The sequence below is a fragment of the Streptomyces sp. NBC_00878 genome, from assembly GCF_026341515.1.
Classification (GTDB): Bacteria; Actinomycetota; Actinomycetes; order Streptomycetales; family Streptomycetaceae; genus Streptomyces.
Genome location: NZ_JAPEOK010000001.1, coordinates 2,407,472 through 2,431,704, shown reverse-complemented (window position 1 = coordinate 2,431,704; position 24,233 = coordinate 2,407,472). Strand labels below are relative to the sequence as shown.

23 protein-coding genes are annotated in these 24,233 nt (G+C 70.4%); 9 read left to right on the top strand and 14 right to left on the bottom strand.

The genetic code is table 11. The features are described from left to right. Positions 1–216: 216 nt before the first annotated feature. From OHA11_RS09845 to OHA11_RS09800, 10 genes are all read right to left on the bottom strand, one after another. On the bottom strand, positions 217–837 hold the full coding sequence (locus OHA11_RS09845; protein WP_266494190.1) for an ATP/GTP-binding protein: 621 nt from the start codon (positions 835–837) through the stop codon (positions 217–219). Beyond that, positions 824–1,180, bottom strand: a complete 357-nt coding sequence (locus OHA11_RS09840) for a DUF742 domain-containing protein (protein ID WP_266494187.1) — start codon at positions 1,178–1,180, stop codon at positions 824–826. Before OHA11_RS09840 ends, OHA11_RS09845 begins: the two co-directional genes overlap by 14 nt. Position 1,181: 1 nt before the next feature. Continuing rightward, a complete protein-coding gene (locus OHA11_RS09835; RefSeq protein ID WP_266494185.1) occupies positions 1,182–1,610 on the bottom strand; it encodes a roadblock/LC7 domain-containing protein in 429 nt (142 codons plus the stop codon). Positions 1,611–1,621: 11 nt separating this feature from the next. Then, on the bottom strand, positions 1,622–4,189 hold the full coding sequence (locus tag OHA11_RS09830; RefSeq protein ID WP_266494182.1) for a nitrate- and nitrite sensing domain-containing protein: 2,568 nt from the start codon (positions 4,187–4,189) through the stop codon (positions 1,622–1,624). Between the two features lie 226 nt (positions 4,190–4,415). Further along, a complete protein-coding gene (locus OHA11_RS09825) occupies positions 4,416–5,438 on the bottom strand; it encodes a substrate-binding domain-containing protein (RefSeq protein ID WP_266494180.1) in 1,023 nt (340 codons plus the stop codon). A gap of 195 nt (positions 5,439–5,633) precedes the next feature. After that, the gene (locus OHA11_RS09820; protein WP_266507060.1) at positions 5,634–6,596 is read right to left on the bottom strand and encodes an ROK family protein; all 963 of its coding nucleotides are present in this window, start codon (positions 6,594–6,596) and stop codon (positions 5,634–5,636) included. Between the two features lie 92 nt (positions 6,597–6,688). Further along, the gene (locus OHA11_RS09815; protein ID WP_266494178.1) at positions 6,689–8,491 is read right to left on the bottom strand and encodes an ABC transporter ATP-binding protein; all 1,803 of its coding nucleotides are present in this window, start codon (positions 8,489–8,491) and stop codon (positions 6,689–6,691) included. Then, complete coding sequence (locus OHA11_RS09810; protein ID WP_266494176.1) at positions 8,488–9,372, bottom strand: ABC transporter permease; 885 nt, start codon at positions 9,370–9,372, stop codon at positions 8,488–8,490. The genes OHA11_RS09815 and OHA11_RS09810 overlap by 4 nt, the downstream gene beginning before the upstream one ends. Next, a complete protein-coding gene (locus tag OHA11_RS09805) occupies positions 9,369–10,328 on the bottom strand; it encodes an ABC transporter permease (protein ID WP_266494173.1) in 960 nt (319 codons plus the stop codon). The genes OHA11_RS09810 and OHA11_RS09805 overlap by 4 nt, the downstream gene beginning before the upstream one ends. Positions 10,329–10,363: 35 nt before the next feature. Then, complete coding sequence (locus OHA11_RS09800; RefSeq protein WP_266494171.1) at positions 10,364–12,157, bottom strand: peptide ABC transporter substrate-binding protein; 1,794 nt, start codon at positions 12,155–12,157, stop codon at positions 10,364–10,366. A gap of 221 nt (positions 12,158–12,378) precedes the next feature. Between OHA11_RS09800 and OHA11_RS09795 the strand changes: the two genes are divergently transcribed. Further along, on the top strand, positions 12,379–13,587 hold the full coding sequence (locus OHA11_RS09795) for an ROK family transcriptional regulator (RefSeq protein WP_266494169.1): 1,209 nt from the start codon (positions 12,379–12,381) through the stop codon (positions 13,585–13,587). A gap of 33 nt (positions 13,588–13,620) precedes the next feature. Continuing rightward, positions 13,621–15,144 (top strand): M81 family metallopeptidase, encoded by a 1,524-nt coding sequence (locus tag OHA11_RS09790; RefSeq protein WP_266494168.1) that lies wholly within the window; start codon positions 13,621–13,623, stop codon positions 15,142–15,144. Between the two features lie 66 nt (positions 15,145–15,210). Here the strand turns inward: OHA11_RS09790 and OHA11_RS09785 are convergent, their stop codons facing one another. The 3 genes from OHA11_RS09785 to OHA11_RS09775 form a co-directional block, all read right to left on the bottom strand. Next, entirely contained in the window at positions 15,211–16,026 is an 816-nt protein-coding gene (locus OHA11_RS09785; RefSeq protein WP_266494166.1) for an SAM-dependent methyltransferase, read from the bottom strand. A gap of 119 nt (positions 16,027–16,145) precedes the next feature. Further along, complete coding sequence (locus OHA11_RS09780; RefSeq protein WP_266507059.1) at positions 16,146–16,358, bottom strand: DUF397 domain-containing protein; 213 nt, start codon at positions 16,356–16,358, stop codon at positions 16,146–16,148. A 40-nt stretch (positions 16,359–16,398) separates the two neighbouring features. Continuing rightward, on the bottom strand, positions 16,399–17,274 hold the full coding sequence (locus OHA11_RS09775) for a helix-turn-helix transcriptional regulator (protein WP_266494164.1): 876 nt from the start codon (positions 17,272–17,274) through the stop codon (positions 16,399–16,401). Between the two features lie 376 nt (positions 17,275–17,650). Here OHA11_RS09775 and OHA11_RS09770 point away from each other — a divergent pair, with 376 nt between their 5' ends. The 4 genes from OHA11_RS09770 (at position 17,651) to OHA11_RS09755 (ending at position 20,301) form a co-directional block, all read left to right on the top strand. Continuing rightward, on the top strand, positions 17,651–18,268 hold the full coding sequence (locus OHA11_RS09770) for an ATP-binding protein (protein ID WP_266494162.1): 618 nt from the start codon (positions 17,651–17,653) through the stop codon (positions 18,266–18,268). After that, positions 18,246–18,725: a hypothetical protein gene (locus tag OHA11_RS09765; protein WP_266494159.1), complete on the top strand. Its 480-nt coding sequence runs from the start codon at positions 18,246–18,248 to the stop codon at positions 18,723–18,725. Before OHA11_RS09770 ends, OHA11_RS09765 begins: the two co-directional genes overlap by 23 nt. A 137-nt stretch (positions 18,726–18,862) precedes the next feature. After that, positions 18,863–19,615: a hypothetical protein gene (locus tag OHA11_RS09760; RefSeq protein WP_266494156.1), complete on the top strand. Its 753-nt coding sequence runs from the start codon at positions 18,863–18,865 to the stop codon at positions 19,613–19,615. Further along, complete coding sequence (locus tag OHA11_RS09755) at positions 19,579–20,301, top strand: DUF1775 domain-containing protein (RefSeq protein WP_266494154.1); 723 nt, start codon at positions 19,579–19,581, stop codon at positions 20,299–20,301. Before OHA11_RS09760 ends, OHA11_RS09755 begins: the two co-directional genes overlap by 37 nt. Positions 20,302–20,370: 69 nt before the next feature. Here the strand turns inward: OHA11_RS09755 and OHA11_RS09750 are convergent, their stop codons facing one another. Continuing rightward, positions 20,371–20,823: a MarR family winged helix-turn-helix transcriptional regulator gene (locus OHA11_RS09750; protein ID WP_266494151.1), complete on the bottom strand. Its 453-nt coding sequence runs from the start codon at positions 20,821–20,823 to the stop codon at positions 20,371–20,373. 399 nt (positions 20,824–21,222) lie between these two features. Here OHA11_RS09750 and OHA11_RS09745 point away from each other — a divergent pair, with 399 nt between their 5' ends. From OHA11_RS09745 to OHA11_RS09735, 3 genes are all read left to right on the top strand, one after another. Further along, complete coding sequence (locus tag OHA11_RS09745; protein ID WP_266494148.1) at positions 21,223–21,768, top strand: MarR family winged helix-turn-helix transcriptional regulator; 546 nt, start codon at positions 21,223–21,225, stop codon at positions 21,766–21,768. 129 nt (positions 21,769–21,897) lie between these two features. After that, on the top strand, positions 21,898–22,617 hold the full coding sequence (locus OHA11_RS09740) for a response regulator transcription factor (protein WP_266507057.1): 720 nt from the start codon (positions 21,898–21,900) through the stop codon (positions 22,615–22,617). 330 nt (positions 22,618–22,947) lie between these two features. Then, complete coding sequence (locus OHA11_RS09735; protein ID WP_266494145.1) at positions 22,948–24,201, top strand: cytochrome P450; 1,254 nt, start codon at positions 22,948–22,950, stop codon at positions 24,199–24,201. Positions 24,202–24,233: the final 32 nt, after the last annotated feature.

Below are 24,233 nucleotides of genomic sequence, written 5' to 3'. Positions count from 1 at the left end.
GCGGGGCGGACGGATACAACGGCGAGGCAGCAGGGGACGGCCGAAGCGTTCCCGCTGGGTGTGACGTGGCGGTGTCCGGGAGCGGAAGGGGTGCGGACGGGTGGGCGACGCGGGTGGCATGGATGGCGCGGGCGGAGTGGGCGGAGTGGGCTGCACACGCCGGCCCGCGGCCCGCCGGCCCGTTCCGTCCCTTCCGTCCGTTCTGGCCGAGGGTGCTCAGACCCTCCCGCTCGGCCGCCCCGGTCCCCGCCCGTTCTTCTGGGCCGACATGGCGATCAACTGGTCTATCAGCGCTATCAGTACGTCCCGGCACGACTCCCGGTCCCGGGCGTCGCAGAGCAGTACGTGGGTGTTCTCCGGCAGGGCCAGGGCGTCCCGGATCTCCTCGGGGGCGTACGGATGTGCGCCGTGGAAGCCGTTGACGCCGACGACGAACGGGATGTCGCGCCGCTCGAAGAAGTCGATGGCGGCGAAGCTGGACTCCGGGCGGCGGACGTCGACGAGGACCACCGCGCCCAGGGCACCGATGGCCAGGTCGTTCCACATGAACCAGAACCGCTGCTGCCCCGGCGTGCCGAAGAGATACAGCACGAGTTCCTGGCTGAGCGTGATCCGGCCGAAGTCCAGTGCCACGGTCGTGGCGTGCTTCTCCGGGATGCCGTTGAGGTCGTCGACGCCCAGGCCGGCCGAGGTCAGCGATTCCTCGGTGCGCAGCGGCACGATCTCGCTGACCGAGCCGACCATGGTCGTCTTGCCGACGCCGAATCCCCCGGCGATCAGGATCTTGACCGTGTCGGGTGCTGAGGTCCCCTGGATGACGGGGTCAGAGCCGGCCAAGGCCGTCCCTCACTTTCTGCAGCAGGTCCATGTCCGAGGTTCGGGAGATCTGGCGTGGGGCATGGGCGGTGATCCGGCCCGCCTCCAGCAGATCGCAGAGCAAGATACAGACCACGCTGACCGGCAGGTCGAGTTGGGCTGCCAGCTCCGCGACCACGACCGGCTTCGCGCACAGCCGCAGGATCCGCGCGTGTTCCGGCTGTGGCCGGGCGGCCCGGTCGGGCTGCGGGTCCACCGTGGTCACCGACGTGATGAGGGTGAAGTCGGTCCGGCTGGGCCGGGTACGGCCGCCGGTGAGTGTGAACGGCCTTACCAGGCGGCCGTCCGCATCGCCTCCGTTCACCTCACTCGCCGCGGTCGGTGACGGCGATGCCCGCCCGCGGTGCCGCGCTGAGGTGCTCGCCGATCTTCTTCACCAGCATGTTCATCTGGTACGCGACCACGCCGACGTCCGCACCCTGGCTGGTGAGCACGGCAAGATGGGCGCCCGGCCCGGCGGTACTGAGTATCAGGAAACTGTTGGCCATCTCGATGAGTGCCTGGCGTACGGGGCCGCCGCGGAAGTCCATACTGACGCCCTTGCTGAGACTCATCAGTCCGGACGCGGTCGCCGCCAGCCGCTCGGCGTCGTCGCGCAGGAAGCCCGTGGACCTGCTGACGACCAGTCCGTCCTCGGAGAGCACCACGGCGTGGTTCACCTCGGCGACCCGGTCCACCAGTCCGGTGAGCAGCTGGTCGAGCTGGCTGTGCGTGGCGGGGATGGGGCGTGTCATTTCTCTGTCCTTCATGAGCGGTCTGCGGGCGGAGTCGAGGTGACGGATGCGCCTTCGGGTGCTGTTACTTCCCCTTGGTCGTACGCCGTATCCGTGTCGTTGTCACGCGCCTGGAGTGTTCCGCGCTGGAAACCGGAGAGTGAGGAGGCCGCGCGCTCCGCTGTGAAGTCCGCCAAGGCGTCGTCGGCCTCGGCGGACGCGGTGGGTGCCGTGTCCTCCCGCAGCTCGGCGGCCAGGCTGGTCTGCGGAACCCGGCGCGGCAGCGGGGCGATACCGCCCTGCCCCGCCGCGCCCGAGTCGGGGCGGGACCCGTCGGTGGCGCCCCGCGCCGCGGGCACCTGGTGCGTCGTCCGGACCCGGGCGACGGGCTCTGCCTCCCGCGAGCGCTCGTGGGTCGGCCGGTCCGGGCCCGAAGCCCTGTCGGCCGGACTCTTCGCGGCCGAGTTCCTCGCGGCGGCGCCGACCGGCTCCGCGTCCGTCGCCCCGTCCGTCGCCCCGACCGGTTCGCCGACTTGCTCCCCAACCGTTTCGCCAACCGTCTCCCCGCTCGTCTCTCCGCTCTTCCCGCTCGTCTCTCCAACCGTCTCCCGGTTCGCCGACACGGCCCCGTCGGCGTTCTTCCCGTCCGTGGAGGTGATTTCGAGGGGGTCGTGCACCACGATCTCGTGCGGGATCAGCACGATCGCCGTGGTTCCCCCGTACGGCGAGGACCGCAGCGTGACCGCGATGCCGTGCCGGGTGGCGAGCCGGGCGATCACGAACATGCCGAGCCGCAGGTCGTCCGCGAGCGCCACCACGTCGAACTGCGGGGGCACCGCCAACTGGGCGTTGAACGACGCGTAGTCCTCCTCGGACATGCCGAGACCGCGGTCCTCCACCTCGACGGCCAGGCCCTTGGCGACCATCCCGGCCCGCACCCCGACCGGGCTGGGCGCGGGGGAGTACGCGGTCGCGTTGTCGATGAGTTCGGCCAGCAGATGGATGACGTCCGCCACCGCCGGCGGGCTGAGGAACACCTCCTCGTCGGTGTTCACCTCCACCCGCTGGTATTCGGCGACCTCACCGACGGCGCTGCGCAGGATGTCGATCAGCGCGACCGGCTCGGTCCAGCTGCGCCGCGGCTGCTCGCCGGCGATGATGACGAGGTTCTCCTCGTAGCGGCGCAACTGGCTGGCGGTGGAGTCGAGTTCGTACAGGCCCTTGAGGATGGTCGGGTCCTGGTGCTGGCGCTCCAGGGTGTCGAGCTTGCTGAGCTGCAGGTTGACCAGGTTCTGGCTCTGCCTGGCGATGCCCAGGATGACCTTCTGGAAACCGCGCCGGGTGTCGGCGAGTTCCACCGCGGTGTGGACCGCGGTGCGCTGTGCGGTGTTGAACGCCTGGGCCACCTGCCCGAGTTCGTCGGTGCCGTAGTCCAGCGGGGGCGTGGCGGACTCCACGTCGACCGTCTCGCCGCGGTCGAGCCGGGCCACCACGTCGGGCAGCCGCTCCTCGGCCAGGCTGAGGGTGGCGATCCGCAGTCCGCGCAGCCGCTGGGAGAGGGAGCGGGTGATGCGCCAGGACATCAGGACGCACACCAGCAGGGCGACGAGCCCGCCGGCACTCAGCGCGGCCGCCTTGATCAGCAGTGCCTCCGCCTTGTCGTTGCTGCGCTCCAGCAGTCCCGCCGTCTCCTGGCGGATCAGGCCGGTGTACTGGTCCCCGAGTTTGGCGAACGCGCTGTTCCATCGCTTCTGCGTGTCCGGCAGGGCGATCTTCGTGCTGTTGGTGGTGGAGCCTGTCGCGCGGGCCGCGAGCACCTGGTTCTCGACGGTCTGCAGGGTCTTCCACTCCGGTCCCTGGAGGATCTGCTCGGTCTGGGTCTTCACCGAGCCGCGCAGCGAGGGTACGAGCTGGTCCTCGACGAGCCAGCGCCGGGTGTTGACCAACTGCACGTAGTGGGTCCAGGAGTTCGCGTCGATCTTCCGCGACGGCCAGTACAGGTGCAGCTGGGCGTCCTCCTGGGAGACCAGCTCGGCCGAGTGCGCCAGCGCGACGAGCGGGCCGGCCTGTGAGGTCAGGTCCCCGTCGTCGACCTGGGAGAGCTCCTGGAAGGCGTGGATCTGGTCGTCGATGATCGAGGTGTACTGGTCCAGCGCCTGTGTGGGGGTGATGTCGGTGGGGTGGTCCACCTGACTCCGGTAGTACTCCAGGCTGCCCACCGACGCGATGACCGAGTACATCCGGTCGCTGATCCGCTCGGGAGCCCGCTGGACGGCGTCGGACTGGCTGACGAGCTTCGCGACCGCCTCGTCGGTACGCTCCCGCTGCTCGTCCAGGGCGGTACGCGAACTGCCGGGCGAGGCCAGCAGTACGGCCGACAGACTGCGCTCCTGCTGCAACGCGAGCGTGGTCTCGGTGCCCATGGCCCCGGTCGACTTGCTGAGCTCCGTCTGGTCCCGCAGCCGCAGACCCTCGGAGAACATCTGGATCGTCGTCACGCCCCACATGGCGGCGAGGGTGACACTGGGCACCAGAGCCAGCAGGATCAGCGAGAGCCGGATGGAACCGAGACGGCGGCGGGAACCTGTCCGTGGAGACATCGTCGTCCTAGGGCGATCAGCGGTGAGCGGAAGGGAGGTTGAGGGAAGACGGGTGGTCAGAGGGGGTGAGAGGCCGGACGAGGGCGGCTGGTGGCCACGTGTCCAGAACAGCACAGGGGATGCGCAGGATGCTATCCGTACAAGTGACCGTACGCACCGTGAGTACCCCAAACCTTGTCGTCGCCGTTACCTGACGACACCGGGCCGGTGCGACCGCCACCGCGGTTCAACGGGTTCCGTTGGCCGCGAACTTCGCCACCGCCGTGACGTTCTGCTTGGTGACGAACGCCGGTCCGGTGAGCACGGGGGCCTCTCCGCCGCCGCTGACGTTGCCGTTGGTCTTGTAGAGCCAGAACGAGTCCACGGCGAGATAGCCCTGAAGGTAGGGCTGTTGATCCACCGCGAACTGTACGTCTCCGCTCTGGACCGCCTTCACCAGGTCCTTGTTGAGGTCGAAGGTGGCGACCTTGGCCTTGCTGTCCGCGTCCTTCACCGACTTCACCGCCGCGAGCGCGAACCCCGCGCCGTTCGTGACGACTTCGTCGATGCTCGGGTCCTGCCGCAGGGCCGCCTCGACGGAGTCGGTCACCGCGTCCATGTCGGTGCCGTCCACGTAGCGCAGGTCGGTCTGGCCGCCGAACGTCTTCTTCACCCCGGCGCAGCGGGCCTCCACGGCGACGTTGCCCCGCTCGTGGATGACGCACAGGGCGTGCTTGGCGCGGAGGGTGTCCAGTTGGTCGCCGACGGCCTGGCCCGCGACGCTCTCGTTCTGGCCGAAGTACTGCAGCAGGCCCAGAGGCTTCCAGGCGTCGATACCGGAGTTGAGGCCGACCACCGGAATGCCCGCCGCCTTGGCCGCGGCGACCGCGCTCTTCATCGCCTCGGGCTTGGCCAGCGTCAGCGCGATGCCGTCGACCCCGTCGGCGATCGCCTCCCGCACCAGGTCCGCCTGACCCTTGGCGTCGGGGTCGCTCTCGTACGTCAGCGCGATGCCGTCCTTGGCGGCCGCCGCCTGCGCGCCCTTCTGCACGAGCTCCCAGAACGCGTCATTGGGGGCGGCGTGGGTGATCAGGGCGACCTTGATTCCGGCGGCGCCCGCTTTGCCCGCCGTGTCGGTGTCCGCGCCGGAGTCCGATCCGCCGAAGCTGGAGCAGCCGGACGCGAAGAGACAGACGGCCGCGATGGCGGAGGCCAGGGCGGTGCCGCGGGCGGATCTGTCGAAGACGTGACGGGCGGGAGTGATGTTCATGGGGGTAAGGCACCTCGCTGTGCGGCCGGGCAAGCGGATGGGGAGCGGTGAAGCCGGTGTCGTCGGCGGCGGTTCATGTGTGCCGACTGTCTGACTTTCGCTGGCCGGAGCCAATCGTGTGTGACGCCCGGTAGTCAAGTGAGCGCCCAGATGGCCTGAGTTGTCTTTGCTGATCTTGAGTGGAGTGGGAAGCGGTCAACCACTCTTGAAAGTAGCCGTGTTGGTCCCTCGGGGGAGGGGCTGGAACGGAGCGAGACGTTCCTGTGATTCCGAACGGGCGCGGGACGCGGCGCCGATCGCGACGGCCGCGCCGCCGAGACCGGTCCGTACGACCCGGACCGGGTGGCCGCTGACGGGCGGCTCGGCGGCGAGCGCGGCCCGGATCGACGGCTCCAGGAGAGTCCAGGCACCGCTGACACCGCCGCCGATCACGAAGGTCGTGACGTCCAGCAGCCCCGCGGTGATCAGGATCCCGCGGGCGACCGCCGCGCCCGCGGCCTCGTACACGGCGAGCGCGTCCGGGTCGCCGCGCCCCGCAGCCTCGGCGACGGCGCGGGCACTCAGGCTGCGCCCGGTCCGTTCGCCGTACCGCGCGCCGATGGACCGGCCGGAGGCCAGGGTCTCCAGGTGGCCGCGGCCACCGCAGGTGCACGGGAGGTCCCCGAAGCCCGGGATGTGGCCCGCCTCGCCCGCCGCGCCGTGCGGCCCCTCGTACAGTGCGCCGTCCAGCCACAGCGCGCCGCCGACTCCGGTGCCGAGCGTCATGCCGAGGACGTGCGGCTCGCCCACGACGGCGCCCTTGGACGTCTCGCCGCGCAGGAACGCGTTGACGTCGTTGTCCAGGAAGACCGGTACGCCGAGCGCGGCCTCCATGGTCGCCGTGACCTCGAAGCCGGCCCAGGCGCGGAAGGAGTCGCTGGCCACGAGGACGCGTCCGGCGCGGGCGTCGACCAATCCGGCTGCGCCCACGCCGACCGCGCGCAGCCGGGCCGGTACGCGCGCCAGGAGCACGCCCAGGGTGTCGAGCGCGGCCCCGACCATCGCCGTGCCGCCCTCGGCCGCCGGGGTGGGCACCTCCTGGCAGTCCACGACGGCGAGTTCGGGCGTGCAGAGCGCGACCAGGGTGGTCGTGCCGCCGATGTCGACACCGGCGAACACCTCGGGGGCGGCCTCGGGAGCGGGAGTTGGAGTGAGGGAGGGGGCGGGGGAGGGGGAGGGGGAGGGAGCGGGTGGGCGCGGCTGCGGTGCGGTCACGCCCGGTCCTCCGTCCCTGCGGCGGCGAGCGCGGCCTGTCGTTCCGTACGGCGCACGCGTTGGAGCACCGGATCGGGTACGGGTACGGCGGCGATGAGCCGGCGGGTGTAGTCCGTCTCCGGGTGGGTGAGGGTGGTCGCGGTGGCGCCCTCCTCCTCGACCCGGCCCGCCCGCATGACGACGACGCGCCGCGCGAACCGCTGGACGACCGCGAGGTCGTGGGAGACGAAGAGGCAGGCGAAGCCGAGTTCGGCCTGGAGTTCGGCGATCACGTCCAGGACGGTCCGCTGCACGCTGACGTCGAGCGCACTCGTCGGCTCGTCGGCGACCAGCAGCCGGGGCCCGAGCACCAGCGCCCGGGCCAGACTCACCCGCTGCCGTTGCCCGCCGGACAGCTCGCGCGGTCCACGGCCCGCCAACTCCCTGGGCAGTCGCACGCGTTCGAGTACCTCCGCGACCCGGTCCCGGCGCTCGGCCGCCGGCATCCTCCGGCGGTGCACCCGCAAGGGTTCGGCGACGCACTCGGCCACGCTCATCCGCGCGTCCAGGGAGGCCACCGGGTCCTGCAACACCACACCGACACCGGAGAGCAGGGCCCGGCGCCCGCGCCCCCTGGCCCGCCGGAGATCGGCACCGAACAGCGACACCGAGCCGGCGGAGGGCGCCACGAGCCCGAGCGCGACCCGGGCCGCCGTCGACTTGCCGGACCCGGACTCCCCGACGAGCCCGAGGGTTTCACCGGGCCGCACGCTGAGCGAGACACCGTGGAGTGCCTGCACGGCCCGCGCTCCACGCCCGAACCGGACGGAGACGTCACGCAGTTCGACGACGGGGACGTCGACAGGGGCGTCGACAGGGGCGTCGGCGGGGGTGCGGGGGTCGGCGGTGATTTCCGGGGCGCGGCGGTGGGACGCGGGGGCTACGGGCTGGGCGGCGGGGAGTCGGGGCACCGCGCCGCCCACCCCCGCCACAGCCAACCGCGGCACGGCCGCCAGCAGTCGCTGCGTGTACTCGTGCGTCGGGCGCAGCAGTACCTCCTCCACCGGGCCGGTTTCCACGATCTCCCCCTCCAGCATCACCGCGACCCGGTCGGCGAAGTCCGCGACGACGCCCATGTTGTGGGTGACGAGCAGGACGCCGGTGCCGGAGTCCGCCGCGAGTCCCCGGAGCAGGTCGAGGATCTCGGCCTGGACCGTGACGTCGAGCGCGGTGGTCGGCTCGTCGGCGATCAGCAGGCTCGGCGAGTTCGCGATCGCCATGGCGATCACCACGCGCTGCCGCTGTCCGCCGGAGAGCTGGAAGGGGTACGCGGACGCCCGCTTCGCGGGTTCCGGGATGCCCACCCGGCGCAGCAGCCCGACCGCCTCTCCGGCGGCTTCGCGCGCGGAGACCGGGCGGTGGTTCCGTACGACCTCCGCGATCTGCGCCCCGATCCGGGTCAGCGGATCGAGGGCGGTCGCGGGTTCCTGGAACACCATCGAGACCGTGCGCCCGCGCAAACCCGCGAGAGCGGTCTCGGCGGCGCCCACGACGTCCGTGCCGTCGACCGAGGCCCGGCCCGACACCCGCGCGTTCCCCGGCAGCAGCCCCATCGCGGCGAGCGCGACCGTCGACTTCCCGGACCCGGACTCGCCGACCAGCGCCAGCGTCTCCCCGGGCCGTACGTGCAGCGACACCCCGCGCACCGCGGGCACGTCACCCGTCTCCGTGGAGAAGGTCACCCCGAGGTCCTCGACCTCCAGGATGCCGCCCGTACTGCCCACACCGCTCATGTCGCTCGTCCCCGTCGTCGTCCTCATGCCCGCCCCCTCACGTCGAACGCGTCCCGCAGCCCGTCCCCGACGGCGTTGAACGCGCAGACGACGAGGATGATCGCGAGGCCCGGCGGCACGATCAGCCACCAGCGCCCGGAGTACGCGGCCGTCAGCCCGGCCGACAGCATGCCGCCCCAGTCGGTCGAGGGCGGCTGGACACCGAGTCCGAGATACGAGACGTACGCGACGAGCAGGATCGCGTCGGCGACCTGGAACGTCGCCGCGACCACGATGGTCGAGACGGAGTTCGGCAGAATGTGCCGGAAGATCGCCCGGCCGTGCGTCCCGCCGATCGCGCGGAGCGTCAGCACGTAGTCGCGGCTCTTCAGCGTGAGTGTCTCCGCCCGTACGAGCCGGGACGGGACGAGCCAGGACACGAACCCCAGGATGAGGATCAGCCCGAGCGAGTCCGGGGTCGTGATCGCCGAGACGACGAGCAGGATGAAGAGCGCCGGGATGGCGATCCCGGCGTCCACGACGCGCATCATGACCGCGTCGACCCAGCCGCCCGCGTACCCGGCGACCGCGCCCCACAGGGTCCCGATGACCGTCGCGAGGAGACCGGCCGCGAGCCCGACGAGCAGCGACACCTTCCCGCCGAACATCAGCCGCCCCAGCTCGTCGTGCCCGACCGCGTCGGTGCCGAGCCAGTGCGCGCCGCTCGGCGCGAGGTTCACCTGGGTGAGGTGGGTGTGGGTCTGGTCGGTCGAGTACAGCCACGGGCCCACGAAGCAGAAGAGCAGGAAGAGGACGACCACCAACAGACCTGCCACCGCCAGCCTGTTGCGCGCGAACCGCCGGACGGAGAGGCGGTACCCGGTCGCCAACTCCGGTGTGGGCGCCTTGGTTTGGAGTACGGCACTCATGTCCGGCCCGCCTTCACACGAGGGTCGATGATCCGCTGGACGACGTCGGCCAGCAGGGTGCCGACGACGGTCGCGACGGAGATGACGAGCACACAGCCGAGCAGCACCGGATAGTCCGAGGACTGCGCGGCACTCCAGAACAGCAGCCCCATCCCCGGGTAGTTGAAGAGCTGCTCGACGACGAGCGCACCGCCGAAGAGCACGGGCACGTAGTAGCCGAGCATCGCGACGACGGGCGTCAGGGAGTTGCGGAAGACATGCCGCCAGAGGATCGCGCGCGGTCGCGAACCGCCCGCCCGCGCGGTCCGTACGTAGTCCTCCTGGAGGTTCTCCAGCGTCGCCGCGCGCATGTAGCGGCTGAACACGGCGACCATCGACGCGGCCCCCGCGACCACCGGCAGGACCAGCGCATCGGGCTGCGCGAACACGTCCGCGAGCGTCTCGCCCTGGGGCGCCTGCGAGGGGAACCAGCGCAGCCACTGGGTGAACACGAGCACGAGCACAAGTCCCAGGAAGTACACGGGAGTCGAGTACGCCACGAAGCTCAGCGTGGTGATGACGTAGTCCACCGGCTTGTTGCGCCGCACCGCCTGCCACATGCCGAGCGGGATCGCCGCCAGCAGCCCGACGAGCGCGGACAGCACGGTCAGGACGAGCGTCTTGGGCAGCCGCTGCTCGATGAGCTGGAAGACCCCCTCGTTGAGCGTGTACGAGGTGCCGAGGTCGCCCTGGACCAGCGTGCGCAGGTAGTAGGCGTACTGGACGGGGAGCGAACGGTCCAGGCCCTGCTCGTGGTTGAAGGCCGCGATCTGCTGGGCCGTCGCCTGCGGGCCGAGGATCCCGCGTGCGGGACCCCCGGGCAGCGCGTGCAGCAGGCAGAAGACCACGACCGTGACAATGAGGATCACCACGAGGGCCTGGAGGACCCGCCGGGTCAAGTAAGCGAAGGTATCCATGAGTTGGGTCCCAGGTCCTCAGCCGGTCCCGGTCCTCACTTGGTCCACTTCCACTGTGCCGGGTGGAAGTTGGCGAGCGAGTCCTGCGAGAAGCCGCCGAGGCCGCTCTTGACGACGGAAATCTGGTAGTCCGGCGCAGGGAGCCAGATGACCGGCAGGTCCTTGGCGAGGGCCGCGCTGTAGTCCTGGACGGCCTCCGACGAGGTCGACGTCGTGGAAGCAGTGATCAGCTTGTCGACGTCGGGGTTCGAGTAGTTGCCGAAGTTCGAGCCGCCCTTGGTCTGGAACAGCGAGTCGCCGGTCGGGAACGCGTTGAAGTACCAGCTGCCCGCGGTGCCGAAGAACGACAGCTGCCACTTGCAGATCGGCTGGCCGGACGTGCACTGCGGGGTCTGCGAAAGCACCGAGTTGACGGGCGCGGTCTTGATCGAGAACGTGATGCCGGTCTTCTCCAGCGAGGACTGGATCGAGCTCATCATGTTGTCGGTCACGGTGGACCCGGACTGCGACAGCACCTGCATCTCGAACTTCGTTCCCTCGGCGACGCCCTCACCGCACTGCGAGGCACCGGTCCCCGGGTCCGTACAGACCATGACCCCGCCCTTCTCCTCCCAACCATGGCCGGTCAGCAGGGACTTGGCCGCCGACGTCGAGAACGGGTAGGGGTTGTCCTTCTGCACCTGCGAGACGAAGTCGGAGGCCTGCGCCTGCGGGACCGGACCGTAGCCCGGCACGGCCGTGCCGTTGAAGATGACCTTCGCCAGGCTCGCCTGGTCGATCGACCGCTGGACCGCCTGACGCGCGTACAGCTGCTTGAACACCGCGCCCATGGCCGGGTTGTTGAAGTTGTACGGCATGTAGGTGATCGCCCAGCCGGACCACGGCTTGACCGTGTAGCCCTGCGCGGTGAACCGGTCCTTCTGGTCGAGGTCGGTGGCCTCGATGTAGCCGTAGTCGACGCTGCCGGAGCGCAGCGCGTTCTTCTCGGCGTCCGCCGTGGTGAAGGGGAGCAGGTTCACCGTCGCGATGTTCGCCTTCTCACCGCCGTCGTACTTCTTGTTGGCGGCCAGTACGACCTTGCCGGACGTGGCGAACGACTTGACCGCGTACGGGCCGCTGAGGGTCTTCCACAGCGCGTCCTTGTCGTAGCGGGAGATGTTCTTCGCGGCCGAGTTCAGATACGTCCAGACTTTCTTCGCGCCGGCGGCGGTCCGGTCGGCGTCGGCGACCTGCGCGGACGCGTCGGTCCTGTCCCACACGTGCTGCGGCAGCGGAGTGATCTCGCTGAACTGGTTGGCCAGCATCCACTGGGAGTTGTAGGCCTTGTCGAAGGTGATCGTGAAGTGGCGGTCGTCGACGGTCTTGAACGAGGTCCAGTTGTCCGGCGCCTTGCCCGGGTTGTAGCCCGCCCACTCCGCCTTGTTCGCCTTGATGAGGTTGAACCAGAACTCGACGTCCCGTGAGGTGATCGGCTTGCCGTCGCTCCAACTGCGGTCGCCCAGCGTGATCTTGACGCTCTTGCCGTCGGACGCGAAGTCGGCGGCCGTGGCGATGGACGCCTTCTTGTTCCAGGCGATCTTGCCGGTGGAACCGTCGTACGCGACGAGCCGCTCCCACAGACTGTCGGCGATGGACCTGTTGTTGGTGTTGAGGTGCGCGGCCGTGCCGATCGGCAGGATCCAGTTCGGCGTGAAGTTCGCGGGCAGCGCGTAGTTGATGGAGTCGGGGGACGGGGACGACGTGTCGGTCGTCCCGGAGCAGCCCGCGAGCAGCAGTGTGCCCGCCGAGACGACGGCACAGGCGACGAGCGTCGTGCGAGCAGGGGACATGGCTCTCCTCCGGAGGGAACAGCGGGGCGGGGCGGGGTGGGGCGGAGCCAGTCAACGACCCGACTGTTCGAAGAAACAGGCGCACCGCTGTAAAAAGATTGTTTCTGCCGTTCTGCAAAAAGCGCGAAGGGGGCTCTGGGGTCATACGCTCGTCGCCCGGAACCTCAACAGAACCCCAGCAGACCCCCGACAAGACCCCGACGCCGGAAGTTACTTCGTCCATGGTGGAAAAAAGCGTGCCGCACCGCCGAAGCCCCACGGGGGGTGTCTCCTCGCTGGCCGAGCGGGTCCTCGAACTGCTCGCCTCCGGGCAGGCCACCACGCGCACCGAACTCGCCGGTCTGCTCGGCGCCGCGCCGTCGACCGTCTCGCTGACGGTCGGTCAACTCGTGGCTCACGGACTGGTCGCGGAGCACGGCACGCGGTCCTCGACCGGCGGACGTCCGCGCAAGGTGCTGCGGCTCGGTGGCAGCGACGGGTTCGCCGTCGCGGCCGAACTCGGCGGCAGACACGCCCACGTCGGCGTCGTACTGCCCGGTGGCGGGCTCACCGACGTGTCGACCGTGCCGGTCGCGACGGCCGACGGGCCCGAGGCGGCGCTGCCGGGCCTTGCCCGGACGCTGGAGGCCCTCGCCGAACAGCACGGCCGGGAACTGCTGCGGGGCGTCGGCCTCTGCCTGCCGGGTCCGGTCGACGTCATGTCGGGCCTCGTGACGCTCCCGGCCCGGATGCCCGGCTGGAACAGGTTCCCCGTCCGGGCCTGGCTGGAGGACCAGTTCGGCGTTCCGGCGGCGATCGAGAACGACGCCAACTGCATGGCCGTGGGCGAACACAGCGTCCAGCCCGCCGAGCGCCGCCAGTCGATCACGGTGAAGACCGGCTCCGGCATCGGCGCCGGCGTCATCGCCGACGGACGGCTGTACCGGGGCGGCACCGGCGCGGCCGGCGAGATCACCCACGTACGCGTCGAGGCCGGCGACACCCCGTGCTCCTGCGGCAACACCGGCTGCCTGGAGACCGTCGCCTCGGGAGCCGCGCTGGTCCGCATCCTGCGCGAGCGGGGCCTTGCGGTCGAGTCGACCGAGGACGTCGTACGCCTCGCCTCCGACGCCGACCCGGAGGCCACCCGCGCCGTCCGCCAGGCCGGCCGCTACCTCGGCATGGTCCTGTCCGCGAACGTCAACTTCTTCAACCCCGACGCCGTCTACCTCGGCGGCCTCCTCTCGACGCTCGAACCGTTCGTCGCCGCCGTCCGCAGCCAGTTGTACGAGGGATGCCATCCGCTGGTCACCCAGCACCTGGTCATCGAGCGGACGAGCCTCGGCGCGGACGCGGGACTCGTCGGCGCGGGCCAGTTCGCGCTCCAACGGGCCCTGGCGAACGCCCTCCAGGCCGTCACCGGCGGCGTCGCCCCCGCAACCCACCCCTGACCGTCCCTGACCGCCCTCACCGTGCGAGGAGCCATGCCACCAGCCCGTACCCCCGTCGCCCGTCCCGTCATCGCGATCGCCGGGCTCGCCATCGAGTCGTCGACGTTCTCCCCGGCCCGGACCGAGGCTCCCGCCTTCCATCCCCAGCGCGCCGAAGAGATCCTGACGCGCTATCAGTTCCTGGCGCCCGGAACGCCGTTGGGGGACGTCGCCGAGTGGCGCGGCGCACTGGTCGGCAAGGCGCTGCCCGGCGGTACGGTGACGGCGGCGGCGTACGCCGAGCTCTCCGGCGAACTCCTCGCCCGGCTCGGCGAGTCGGGACACCTGGACGGACTCTGGTTCGACATCCACGGCGCCATGACCGTGGAGGGGATGGACGACGCCGAGGCGGTCCTGCTCGCCCGTGTCCGGGAGACGGTCGGCCCGGACGTGATCGTGTCCACCTCGATGGACCTGCACGGCAACGTCTCGCGCGAACTCGCCCACCTGAGCGACCTGATCACCTGCTACCGCACGGCCCCGCACGAGGACGTCATGGAGACCAAGGAGCGGGCGGCCCGCAACCTGGTGGAACTCCTCACGACCGGCGCCCCCCGCCCGGTCAAGGCCTGGATCCCGGTGCCCGTACTCCTGGCCGGCGAGCAGACCTCGACCCGTATCGAACCCGCGAAGAGCGTGTACGCGGCCGTCGACGAGGTGGAGGCCACGGAGGGCGTCACGGACGCCGCGATCTGGGTCGGCTATGCCTGGGCGGACGAGCCCCGCAACCAGGCGGCGGTGGTGGTCACGGGCCCGTCGGAGACAGCGGTCACGGCGGGCGCCGAACGCCTCGCACGCGGCTTCTGGGAGGCCCGGCACGACTTCGCCTTCGTCGCCCCGACAGGCACGCTGGACGACTGCCTGGACGACGCACTGGCCACCCCCGCGCAGAACAGGCCCTACTTCATCAGCGACACCGGCGACAACCCGACGGCGGGCGGCGCGGGCGACGTCACATGGGGGCTCGAACGGGTGCTGTCCCGGCCGGAGTTCAAGGACCCGTCGGGCCCGACGGTCATCTACGCCTCGCTCCCCGGCCCGGCCGCGGTGGAGACGGCGGTCCGGGCGGGCGTCGGCGCGACCGTCACCGTCACGGCGGGCGCGGAGGTCGACGACCGGCATGCCGGTCCGCTCACCCTGACCGGCGTGGTCCACGCGATCCGCCACGGCGACCCGCACGCGCGGGCGGAGGTGGTGCTACGGGTGGGCGGCGTGCACGTGATCCTCACCGCGCTGCGCAAGCCGTACCACCACGAACACGACTTCACCGACCTGGAGTTGTCGCCCCGCGAGGCCGACGTCGTCATGGTCAAGATCGGCTATCTGGAGCCCGAACTCTTCGCCATGGCGGCCGACTGGAAGATGGCGCTCACCCCGGGCGGCGTGGACCAGAACCTCCTCCGCCTGGGCCACCACCGCATCCACCGCCCGATGTACCCGTTCGACAGGACGATGCCCGACCCGGACCTGACGGCCCGGATCATCCCCCCGTCGAACGAGCGACCCGCGCCCCGATAGGGGCGCGGGGAACTGCGCGACCAGCCACAACGGACCCGCAGGTATAAACGGCCGACCAGCGGAGCGCTACGGCTTGCGGGCAACAGCCCCGTACATGGCGATGTCCTCGTCCCGAATACCCTCACCACTCGTGGCGTCCGGGTGCCACTTGTGGACCTGGACAATGCCCGGCTCGACGAGCTCCAGACCCTCGAAGAACTCGTGGGCCTCATCGATCGTGCGCAGCCGCATCGGCATGTTCCGGGCCTCGTACTCGCGCGCGACCCGGCCCACGTCCTCGGGAGCGAACTCGGCGGTGCCGATGGACATCGCGAGGTAGCTGCCGGAGGGCAGGGGCTCCAGGAGGCGGCGGACGATGCCGACCGCGTCGTCCTCGTCCAGGACGAAGTGGACGATCGCGATCACGGTCAGCGCGACCGGCTTGTCCAGGTCGAGCGTCTCGCGGAACTCCGGGGAGTCGAGCACGTTCTCCGGCTGCTGGAAGTCGGCCTCGATGTACGCCGTCTTCCCCTCGGGCGTGCTGGCCAGCAGCCCCTGGGAGAGGGTGAGGACGATCGGGTCGTTGTCGACGTAGACGACCCGTGACTCGGGCGCCACCGACTGCGCGATCTCGTGCAGGTTCGGAGAGGTGGGGATGCCGGTGCCGATGTCCAGGAACTGGCGAATCCCCGCTTCCTTCGCCAGCCAGGCCACCGCGCGGTTCATCCAGTCGCGGTTGGCCTTCATGTGGATCGGCAGGGCGGGCCACTCCCGCGCCATGGCGTCGCCCGCCTCCTTGTCGGACGGGTAGTAGTCCTTACCGCCGAGGATGTAGTCGTAGATGCGCGCCGAGTGCGCGTTCTCGGTGTCGATGCGGTCGGCCGGCCATCCGTTGTCGGGCAAAGCCGCCCCTCCTGTCAAGTCGTTGGGTTCAGAGTCAAAGCGTAGGAAATTCAAGGGTGTTGAGGAGATCAGGTGTTCAGGAAACCAGGGGAGTCCGGGAGGCGAACAAGGGGGGTGCCTCAGAGGAGGAAGTCGGCGACACCTGCCTTCACGCCCGACAGGAAACTCGTCATCTCACGAGGGGTGAAAACCAGGGCGGGGCCGTCGGGGTCGGTGGACTGGCGCAGCGCGACCCGGCCGTCGCCGAGCTTCTTCGCCTCGACGCAGGCGCCGCCCGCGTCGTCGCTCCACGGCTTGTACCAGCCGCGTGTGCCGAGTTCCCGGGACGGCATGCCGTTGTGTATGTGTCCGTCACGTATGTGGTGGTGCACGTCAGAGCTCCTTGCGAATCTCACCGAGGAGAGCCTCGGTCTTTCTGGCGGGCGCCGACTGGGCGCCCAGCCGGTCCAGGGCCTCGCGATAGACCACGACGTCGTCGTCCTTGTCCAGATAGACAGCGCCCACCAGACCATTCAGGTAGACGATGTCCGGCAGTTCGCGTGCCCGGAACCGGAAGAGATGGAAAGCGCCGGCCCGCATGGCAGGGTGCGGGCCGTTCTTGAACGGCATGATCTGCAGGGTTACCTGGGGTAGCGAGTTGACCTCGATCAGATGGTCGATCTGGGCCCGCATCACCTCGGGACCGCCGACCGGCCACCGCAGTACGGTCTCGTCCATCACGATCCACGCGCGCGGCGGCGAGGGACGGGTCAGCAGCTCCTGGCGCCGCATACGCAGCGCGACCCTGCGCTCCGTGGCCTCGGTCGGGGCGTGCGGATTCCCGGCACCCAGCAGGGCACGGGCGTACTTCTCGGTCTGTAGCAGGCCGTGCACGAACTGTGGCTCGTACGCACGAATCTGCAGCGCCGCCTGCTCCAGGCTCAGATAGGCGGCGAACCAGTCCGGCAGCACGTCACGGTATGTGTGCCACCAACCACGCTTGTTGGCCTCGCGGACGGATTTCAGGAAGGTGTCGATCTCCTGCTGGTCCGTGACTCCGTAGACCTGGAGCAGCTTCTCGGCGTCCGGGAGCCTGAGCCGGGCCACCTTGGCGGCTTCCATCCTGCGGATCGTGGAGTGACTGACCCCGATCGCCTCACCGGCCTGCTCGAACGTCAGTCCAGCACGGTTGCGCAACTCCTCCAGCTGCCTGCCCAGGATCATGCGCAGGACAGAGGGCGCGCCGCCCCAGTCGGTTTCCGAGGTCACGCCTTACCCCCTCACAGCGGGCTTCGAGGTCGCAGTCTGTCACGATCATCCGTTCGACGGGGGAAGCATGCACCCGTCGAATTGCAAATTTCAACTTGTCGGTTGCGAGCTGTTGAGGGCAGATGTCACAGTGGTGCGTAGCGACCGGTCCGGTGAACGGCGGGACGGCGCGACCGAGTTGGGGGAGGCTCGGCCGCGTTCGTCACTGTGCGCAACGAGCTGTCACGTGGCTCGAAGTGGAACCGGGCCACGTGGTACCGGCACTGGCGCGACCTCCGGTGCGAAGGCAGAAGAAAGGCGAACGGCGATGGCTCCGCCCTCTCACCCCAAGCCATTGGGCCGACTGCCCGAGGATGAACACCCCCACAGGGCAGGCGTGTTCGGACTGTCTCCCGCCCCCGCCTCGGTGGGTGTGGCCCGCAGGAACGTGCGCGAACTGCTGAGTGAGTGGGGCACGTGCACCGATACGTGTGACAACGCTGTCCTGGTTGCCTCCGAACTGGTCACCAACGCGCTCACCCATACGGCGAGCGAGTGGATCGTCTGCAGACTGCGCACCGCGGGCGACCGGCTCCACATAGAGGTCGAGGACCAGAGCCGCGGCCTGACCCTCCCGGCACTGCGCAGACCGGGGCCCGACGACCAGGGCGGCCGCGGGCTCATGCTCGTCGGCATGCTCAGCAGCGACTGGGGCGTCAGGGACTCGGTGGACGGTTCCGGACGCGTCGTCTGGGCAGTCCTGACGTCCGAGCCGGTGCCGCCCCATCCGGTGCCGTCCCAGCCGTTGCGGTCGGTGGCGTCGAAGCCGAAGCCGAAGCCGATGCCGACGAAGCCGACGCCCGCACAGCCGATGCCGACGAAGCCGACGCCGTCGGAGCCCACGTCGTCGGAGTCCCGAGAACCCGCTTCCACCGGGCGCAGCACGTATCTCACCCGGCCCACCCCCCACTCGGCCGAAGGACACCTGCATCATGGAACTGCAGCACGCCCCTGAACCGCGGCCGCGCGCGTACATCCCGCGGCCCCGCACCCCCGCGACACTCCCGTCCAGGCACCCCGGCCGCCTGGTCATCCCCGCCCAGCTGCGCGCCGGCCTGGGATGCGACGCCGTGGGCACGTCCCGGCAGCACGGCGAACGCATCATGCGCTCGCTGCCCCGCGTGGGCTGCGTCTTCGCCGACGACTCCGACGGCGACGAGCGCTGGTGGTGGATCGTCCCGTCCGGGTCCCACATAGGCGTCACCTGGCCGTCCTGTACGACGTACACCGTCGGCGCGCACCTGGCCGACCCGTCCTGGACGCGGGTCCGCCGCGGCCTCTGGGCCGACCGGCCCCGGCTGATCCACAGCCCCGCGGGCGGCTCGCCCTACACCCCGCCGATACCCCTGTACTTCCTCACGTGCCGCCTCACCGGCAGCGTCCCGCGCTGGTCCCTCGGCGCGGCGGACTGAACCGTTCCGGCACCCCCGGGCGTCGGCGGGTTCCTCCTCGTGCGACCCCGGGTGAACGGCCCCATCACCTGTGACGTAGACGTATGCGACAAGGTGAACTCGGTGGAGGGTGATGGGCGACCGTGCCAGGTGACCATGTGACGCAGCGCGACGGCCGGGGCCGGAGCCCGCGGCCGAGCCGCGCGGGCGCCCGGGTCCGGGCCGTCACGTTCGCCCTCGTCGGCAGTGTGCTCGCCGCCGTCGGCCATCACGCGGTCGAGGGCGGGCAGGTGCCGTGGCGGCTCGTGACGGTTCTCGCCGTCGCGCAGTTCGTCGCCGTACGGCCCTTCACCCGCCGCGGGCCCGGGCTGCTCGCGGTCGGCGCGTGCGTCCTGGCGGCCCAGGCCGCGATGCACCTCGCGCTGACGACGGCCGGTGGCCACCGCGCCGGTACGGGACACCTGGCCCACGCCGGTCACGACGCGATGGCGGCGGGAGCCGGCGGACACCCCTGGCAGCACGCCTCCGGGGCGGCCATGACGACCGCCCATGTCGTCGCCGCCCTGGTCGTCGCCTGGCTGCTCCACCGGGCCGACACGGCGGTCACGGCGGCGCTGGCCACCGGCCGTACGCTGCGCGCCCTGGCGGCGGCGGTCATCGCCTGGGTCCTGCCGGGCGCGGCCGTCCCCACGGGGTACCGGCCGCGGCTCGTACCGCTCGCCGGCTCCTTCGACCTCCCGGCAGGAGCACGGACACAGACCCTGGAACACGCGCTGGTGCGCAGGGGACCGCCGGGACGGATGCCCGTCCCCGTCGTCCCTCTCACCCGGGCCCGGCTTCGGCCCGCCCGGTCCCACCAGCAAGGAGTTCCACTGTGTCGCTGTCCACGCATGGGCGTCGTATCGCACTGACCGGCGCCGCCGCACTGACGGCTGTCCTCGCACTGGCCGGTCCGGCCTCGGCGCACACGGAGGTCGAGGCCGACAAGGCGCAGGCCCTCGCCGAGAACGTCACCCTCACCTTCGTCTGCGAGGCGGAGTCCGCCTCCGCGGGCTTCCGCGAGGTGCGCGTCGTGCTGCCGGAGGGGATCGCACCGGCCGACGTCACGCTCGACGAGGCCCCCAAGGGCTGGCAGCTGAAGGCCACCGACGACGGATACGTCGTGGGCGGTCCCGCCCTCAAGACCGGCGTCGACGCCGAGTACAAGGTCAAGATCCGCCAGCTCCCGGACGCCAAGGAGGTGGCGTTCAAGACCATCGACACCTACAGCGACGGCGAGGTCTCGCGCTGGATCGAGCTGCCCAAGGGCGGTGAGGAGCCCGAACAGCCCGCCCCGCTCCTGAAGTTGAAGGCGGCGGCGCCGGGCGCCACACCCGTCAGTCCCAGCCCGACCGCGAGCCCGACACCCAGCCCGACTCCGTCGGACACCGTCACGCCGTCCGAGCCCGCGGCCACGGAGGCCGCGGCCGACACGAAGAACGACGACGGCGGATCGTCCACGGGCCTCGTCGTCGGCGGGGTGGTCGCGGCGGTGCTGGTCCTCGGAGCCGGAGGGTGGTGGCTGACCAAGCGCCGCGCCTCCGCCGCCGGAAGCTGACCCGCATCCGGCCCGTGGGACCGCACTCGTCCCACGGGCCGGATCAGGCCCAGGGGGTCCGGGGCGGGCTCAGGGGCGGGGCCAGGGACGCTCGTCGAGGTTCTCGATGTCCGTGTTGAACCGCTTGAGGTACGCGGCGAAGGCGGCGACCTCCTCGGGATCCCAGTCGGCCATCACCTTCTCCAGCCCGCTGACGGCCTCCGCGCGGTGCGTGTCGAGGCGGCGCTCGCCCTCGGCGGTGATGCGGAACTTGCGGGCCATGCCCCCGTCGGGATCCGGGATGCGCTCGACGAGACCGCCGCGCAGCATGGCGGCGGTCTGCCGGTTGAGCGTGGAGGCGTCCAGACCGAAGGCGTCGCTGAGCTGCCCGATGGACATCGGGCCCTCCATCCGGATACGGCTGAGCAGGATGTACGCGCTGCGCTCCAGGCGGCCGCCCGTCCGGGCCCGCGGCGAGTTCAGGTAGAGATGCCGCCCGAGCAGCATCGCCTCGAACTCGATCAGGTGCGTGGGCTTGTCCATGCCGCCGGTCCTTCCCCAGAACTGGACTCTCGCCCCGAGCCTTGGCCTGAGGTCAGAGCAGATGCCATGACATCAAATATGCACCACACACGTAATGTGTATGATGCATAGAGCCTGCGGGAAGTGCGGGTTCTGGCTGACGCGCCGGAAAATCCGCCGTGCTGGAAATGCCCAACGCGCCGGAAAGCCCGCCGTGTTGGGCGCCGGACTCGGTCCTGGTCGCCGAAGGTGACGACGGCCTTCTCCAGGGCGTCCTTGGGGCCCGGGGAGGGCCGCTCGATGTCGACGATGTCGGATCCGGCCGACGGGACCGGTGCGGACGGACTTCATGGTGGCCATGGTGATGCTCCCTTCCGGCGATTTACTTGACTTAGGCAAGTAGCTGATAAAGTGGAACGCATGTCCACCCCATCGCCCGCACCCACCCCCGACCCGCTGTCCGCGGTCGCGTCCTCCTCCGCCTCGGACGAGGTGGTCGAGATCGAGCGAGCCCTCAATCGCATCGTCTATCTGACCGGTCGGGTGAGACAGCACGACCGCCTCATGGCGCTGGCCGGGGTCTCGCTGGACCGGGCCGCGGTGGCGCTGCTGCGGCAGATCGCCGATTCGGAACCGCTGCGCCCCGGCGAGCTGGCCGGGCGGCTGGCCGTGGAGGCGTCGCACGTCACGCGGCAGGTGCAGCAGCTGGAGAAGGGCGGGTACGTGACCCGGGTCCCGGACCCGGACGACCGCCGCGCCCAGCGCATCCAGCTCACGGCCGTCGGCCAGGAGGCGATCGACCGTATTCGCGTGGCCAGTTGCCGGGGCATGGAGCTCGCGCTGGCCCACTGGTCCCCGGAGGAACTGCACCAGCTGTCCACGCTGTTCCATCGGATGGTGGACGACTTCCTGCACACCGAGGGCAAGTTCGAGGGCGAGGATTCCGAGCCGCGCCGGGCCCCGTAGTCTCCGGCGTCAACGGCCCGTGTTCCGTGCCCGGTTCGCGCCCGCGTCGCCGCCCGTCTCCTACTCATGAACGAGGTGCATGCGATGGATGTGATGAACGAGATGGGCGAGGTGGACCGGGTGCACGGCATGGACGGCGTCGGCGGGGTCTACGAGACCGGTGCCGAAGCGTCCGTACCCGCCCGTGGGGACGGGCAGCACGTCCTGGTCATCGTCCACGACTCCGCGATCGCCGAACTGCTCACGACCACACTGGATCTGGCGGGCTACCGGGTGACCGCCGTGCGCTCCGGTGCCCAGGGTATGGCACGGCTCGCCGAGCACCGCTTCGACCTCGTGGTCCTGGATGTGTCGGTCCCGGACATCGACGACCTGGGTGAGGGGCGCCGCTTCCGCCCGGCCGACCGGCCCCCGGTGCTCTTCCTGGCCGCGTACCAGCGGCTGGGCCTCCTCGTGTCCGAACTCGGCCTGGGTGAGTCGGACTACGTCACCATGCCGTTCCGGATCTCCGAAGTCCTCGCCAGGGCACACGTGTTACTGCGTGGCCGTACCCCGGTGCGCCAAGGGCCGCGCTACGGCGACCTCGTCCTCAACGACGCCACCTGTCAGGCCTGGCGCGGCCGACGGGCCCTCGACCTCACCCCGGCGGAGTACCGGCTGCTGCGTCATCTGCTCGTCAACTCGGAACGGGTGCTGTCGAAGGAGCAGATCTGCCGGCACGTCTGGGGCGAGACCCGGGCGGGCAACGCGATAGAGAAACTCGTCTCCCGGCTCCGCCGCAAGGTGGACCAGGAGCAACCCCCGCTGATCCACACGCGCCGGGGCTTCGGCTACCGGCTCGGACGCTGACCCCTCCCGATACCCCTCCCGCGCCCTCATCCCTGTGGCTCCTTCCCCCGGCGGCCGTGCGGCTCACGCACCGGCCGCCTCGTCGTGTCCGCGGTGAGCGGCGCCGCGAAAACACGCCTCTGCGACGGCTTCGTACGGACCCGGTTCCCTTCTGTTCGCTGCTCTGTTCTCTGCCGCGATCCGGTCTGTTCTCTGCTGTGATCCGGGTCACGTCAGCTAGATGTCAGGTAACTGACCGGACACCGTCAGTCCGCTCCGGTTGCATGTGACCTCAGAGGTCTCCACCCCATCCCCGTTCTCCGCTCCGGCGGAGCCCCACCGAGGAGTCAGATGGCTGAGACACTGGCCGACGCCGCGTCCGACGAGCCCGGCACGGCCGAGACGATGCCCGAGTTCCCGATGCCGAGGGCGGCCGGCTGCCCGTTCGCCCCGCCGCCGGCGGTGGAGGAGCTGCGCGAGCGCAATCCGATCAGCAAGGTCCGCATCTGGGACGGCAGTACGCCCTGGATGATCACCGGCCACGCCCTGCAGAGGGCCCTGCTGACCGACCCCCGCGTCAGCGCCAACGACAAGAGCCCCGGCAGCTTCCCGTTCGTGACGGCGTACCGGCAGGAGATCGCCAAGTACACCCCGGAGCTCATCGTCAACACGGACGCTCCCGAGCACACGCGGTTGCGCCGGATGGTCAACGGGCCGTTCCTCGTCAAGCGGATCGAGGCCATGCGGGCCCCGATCCAGAAGATCGTCGACGGGCTGATCGACGACATGCTGGCCGGACCCAACCCGGCCGACCTCCTGACGGCGCTGGCGCTGCCCGTGCCCTCGCTGGTGATCAGCGAACTGCTCGGAGTGCCGTACGAGGACCACGAGTTCTTCCAGAGGAACAGCAGCCTCGCGCTCGACCGGGCCGCCGCGCCCGAGGACTCGCGGGCTGCGAGCACCGCGCTCGCCGCCTACCTCGACGACCTGCTCGGCAAGAAGCTCGTCGAGCCGGGCGAGGACGTGCTGTCCGAGATGGCCGGGCGGGTCGAGAACGGCGAGATGAGCCGGACCGAGGCCGTCCACATGGGCGTCGCGATGCTCATCGCCGGCCACGAGACCACCGCGACGATGATCAGCCTCGGCACCCTGGCCCTGTTGGAGAACCCGGAGCAACTCGCCCTGGTGCGCGACTCCGAGGACCCGAAGACCGTCGCCGGCGCGGTGGAGGAACTGCTGCGCTATCTGAGCATCGTCCAGGTCGGTCTGCGCCGCGTCGCCACCGAGGACATCGAGATCGGCGGCCAGGTCATCCGCGCGGGCGACGGCCTGATCATGGATCTGCACGCCGCCAACTGGGATCGCGAGACGTTCCCCGGCGCCGACCAGGTGGACGTCACCCGGCCCGCGCGCCAGCACAACGCGTTCGGCTACGGACCTCACCAGTGCCTGGGGCAGTCCCTGGCCCGGCTGGAGCTCCAGGTCGTCTTCGGCACCCTCTACCGGCGTGTCCCCACGCTGCGTCTGGCCGCCCAGGTGGAGGAGCTCGACTTCGACCACGACGGCACCACGTACGGCGTCGCGTCGCTGCCCGTCACCTGGTGACCGGCCTTTACGGTGAACGCAGTTGGCGAACG

Coding starts and splice junctions, on each gene's coding strand:
- OHA11_RS09735 (WP_266494145.1), top strand. CDS start 22,948: ATGGCTGAGACACTGGCCGACGCCGCGTCCGACGAGCCCGGCACGGCC.
- OHA11_RS09740 (WP_266507057.1), top strand. CDS start 21,898: ATGGACGGCGTCGGCGGGGTCTACGAGACCGGTGCCGAAGCGTCCGTA.
- OHA11_RS09765 (WP_266494159.1), top strand. CDS start 18,246: ATGGAACTGCAGCACGCCCCTGAACCGCGGCCGCGCGCGTACATCCCG.
- OHA11_RS09835 (WP_266494185.1), bottom strand. CDS start 1,610: ATGACACGCCCCATCCCCGCCACGCACAGCCAGCTCGACCAGCTGCTC.
- OHA11_RS09795 (WP_266494169.1), top strand. CDS start 12,379: ATGGTGGAAAAAAGCGTGCCGCACCGCCGAAGCCCCACGGGGGGTGTC.
- OHA11_RS09810 (WP_266494176.1), bottom strand. CDS start 9,372: ATGAGTGCCGTACTCCAAACCAAGGCGCCCACACCGGAGTTGGCGACC.
- OHA11_RS09805 (WP_266494173.1), bottom strand. CDS start 10,328: ATGGATACCTTCGCTTACTTGACCCGGCGGGTCCTCCAGGCCCTCGTG.
- OHA11_RS09815 (WP_266494178.1), bottom strand. CDS start 8,491: ATGAGGACGACGACGGGGACGAGCGACATGAGCGGTGTGGGCAGTACG.
- OHA11_RS09750 (WP_266494151.1), bottom strand. CDS start 20,823: ATGGACAAGCCCACGCACCTGATCGAGTTCGAGGCGATGCTGCTCGGG.
- OHA11_RS09745 (WP_266494148.1), top strand. CDS start 21,223: ATGTCCACCCCATCGCCCGCACCCACCCCCGACCCGCTGTCCGCGGTC.
- OHA11_RS09790 (WP_266494168.1), top strand. CDS start 13,621: ATGCCACCAGCCCGTACCCCCGTCGCCCGTCCCGTCATCGCGATCGCC.
- OHA11_RS09825 (WP_266494180.1), bottom strand. CDS start 5,438: ATGAACATCACTCCCGCCCGTCACGTCTTCGACAGATCCGCCCGCGGC.
- OHA11_RS09780 (WP_266507059.1), bottom strand. CDS start 16,358: ATGCCGTCCCGGGAACTCGGCACACGCGGCTGGTACAAGCCGTGGAGC.
- OHA11_RS09830 (WP_266494182.1), bottom strand. CDS start 4,189: ATGTCTCCACGGACAGGTTCCCGCCGCCGTCTCGGTTCCATCCGGCTC.
- OHA11_RS09800 (WP_266494171.1), bottom strand. CDS start 12,157: ATGTCCCCTGCTCGCACGACGCTCGTCGCCTGTGCCGTCGTCTCGGCG.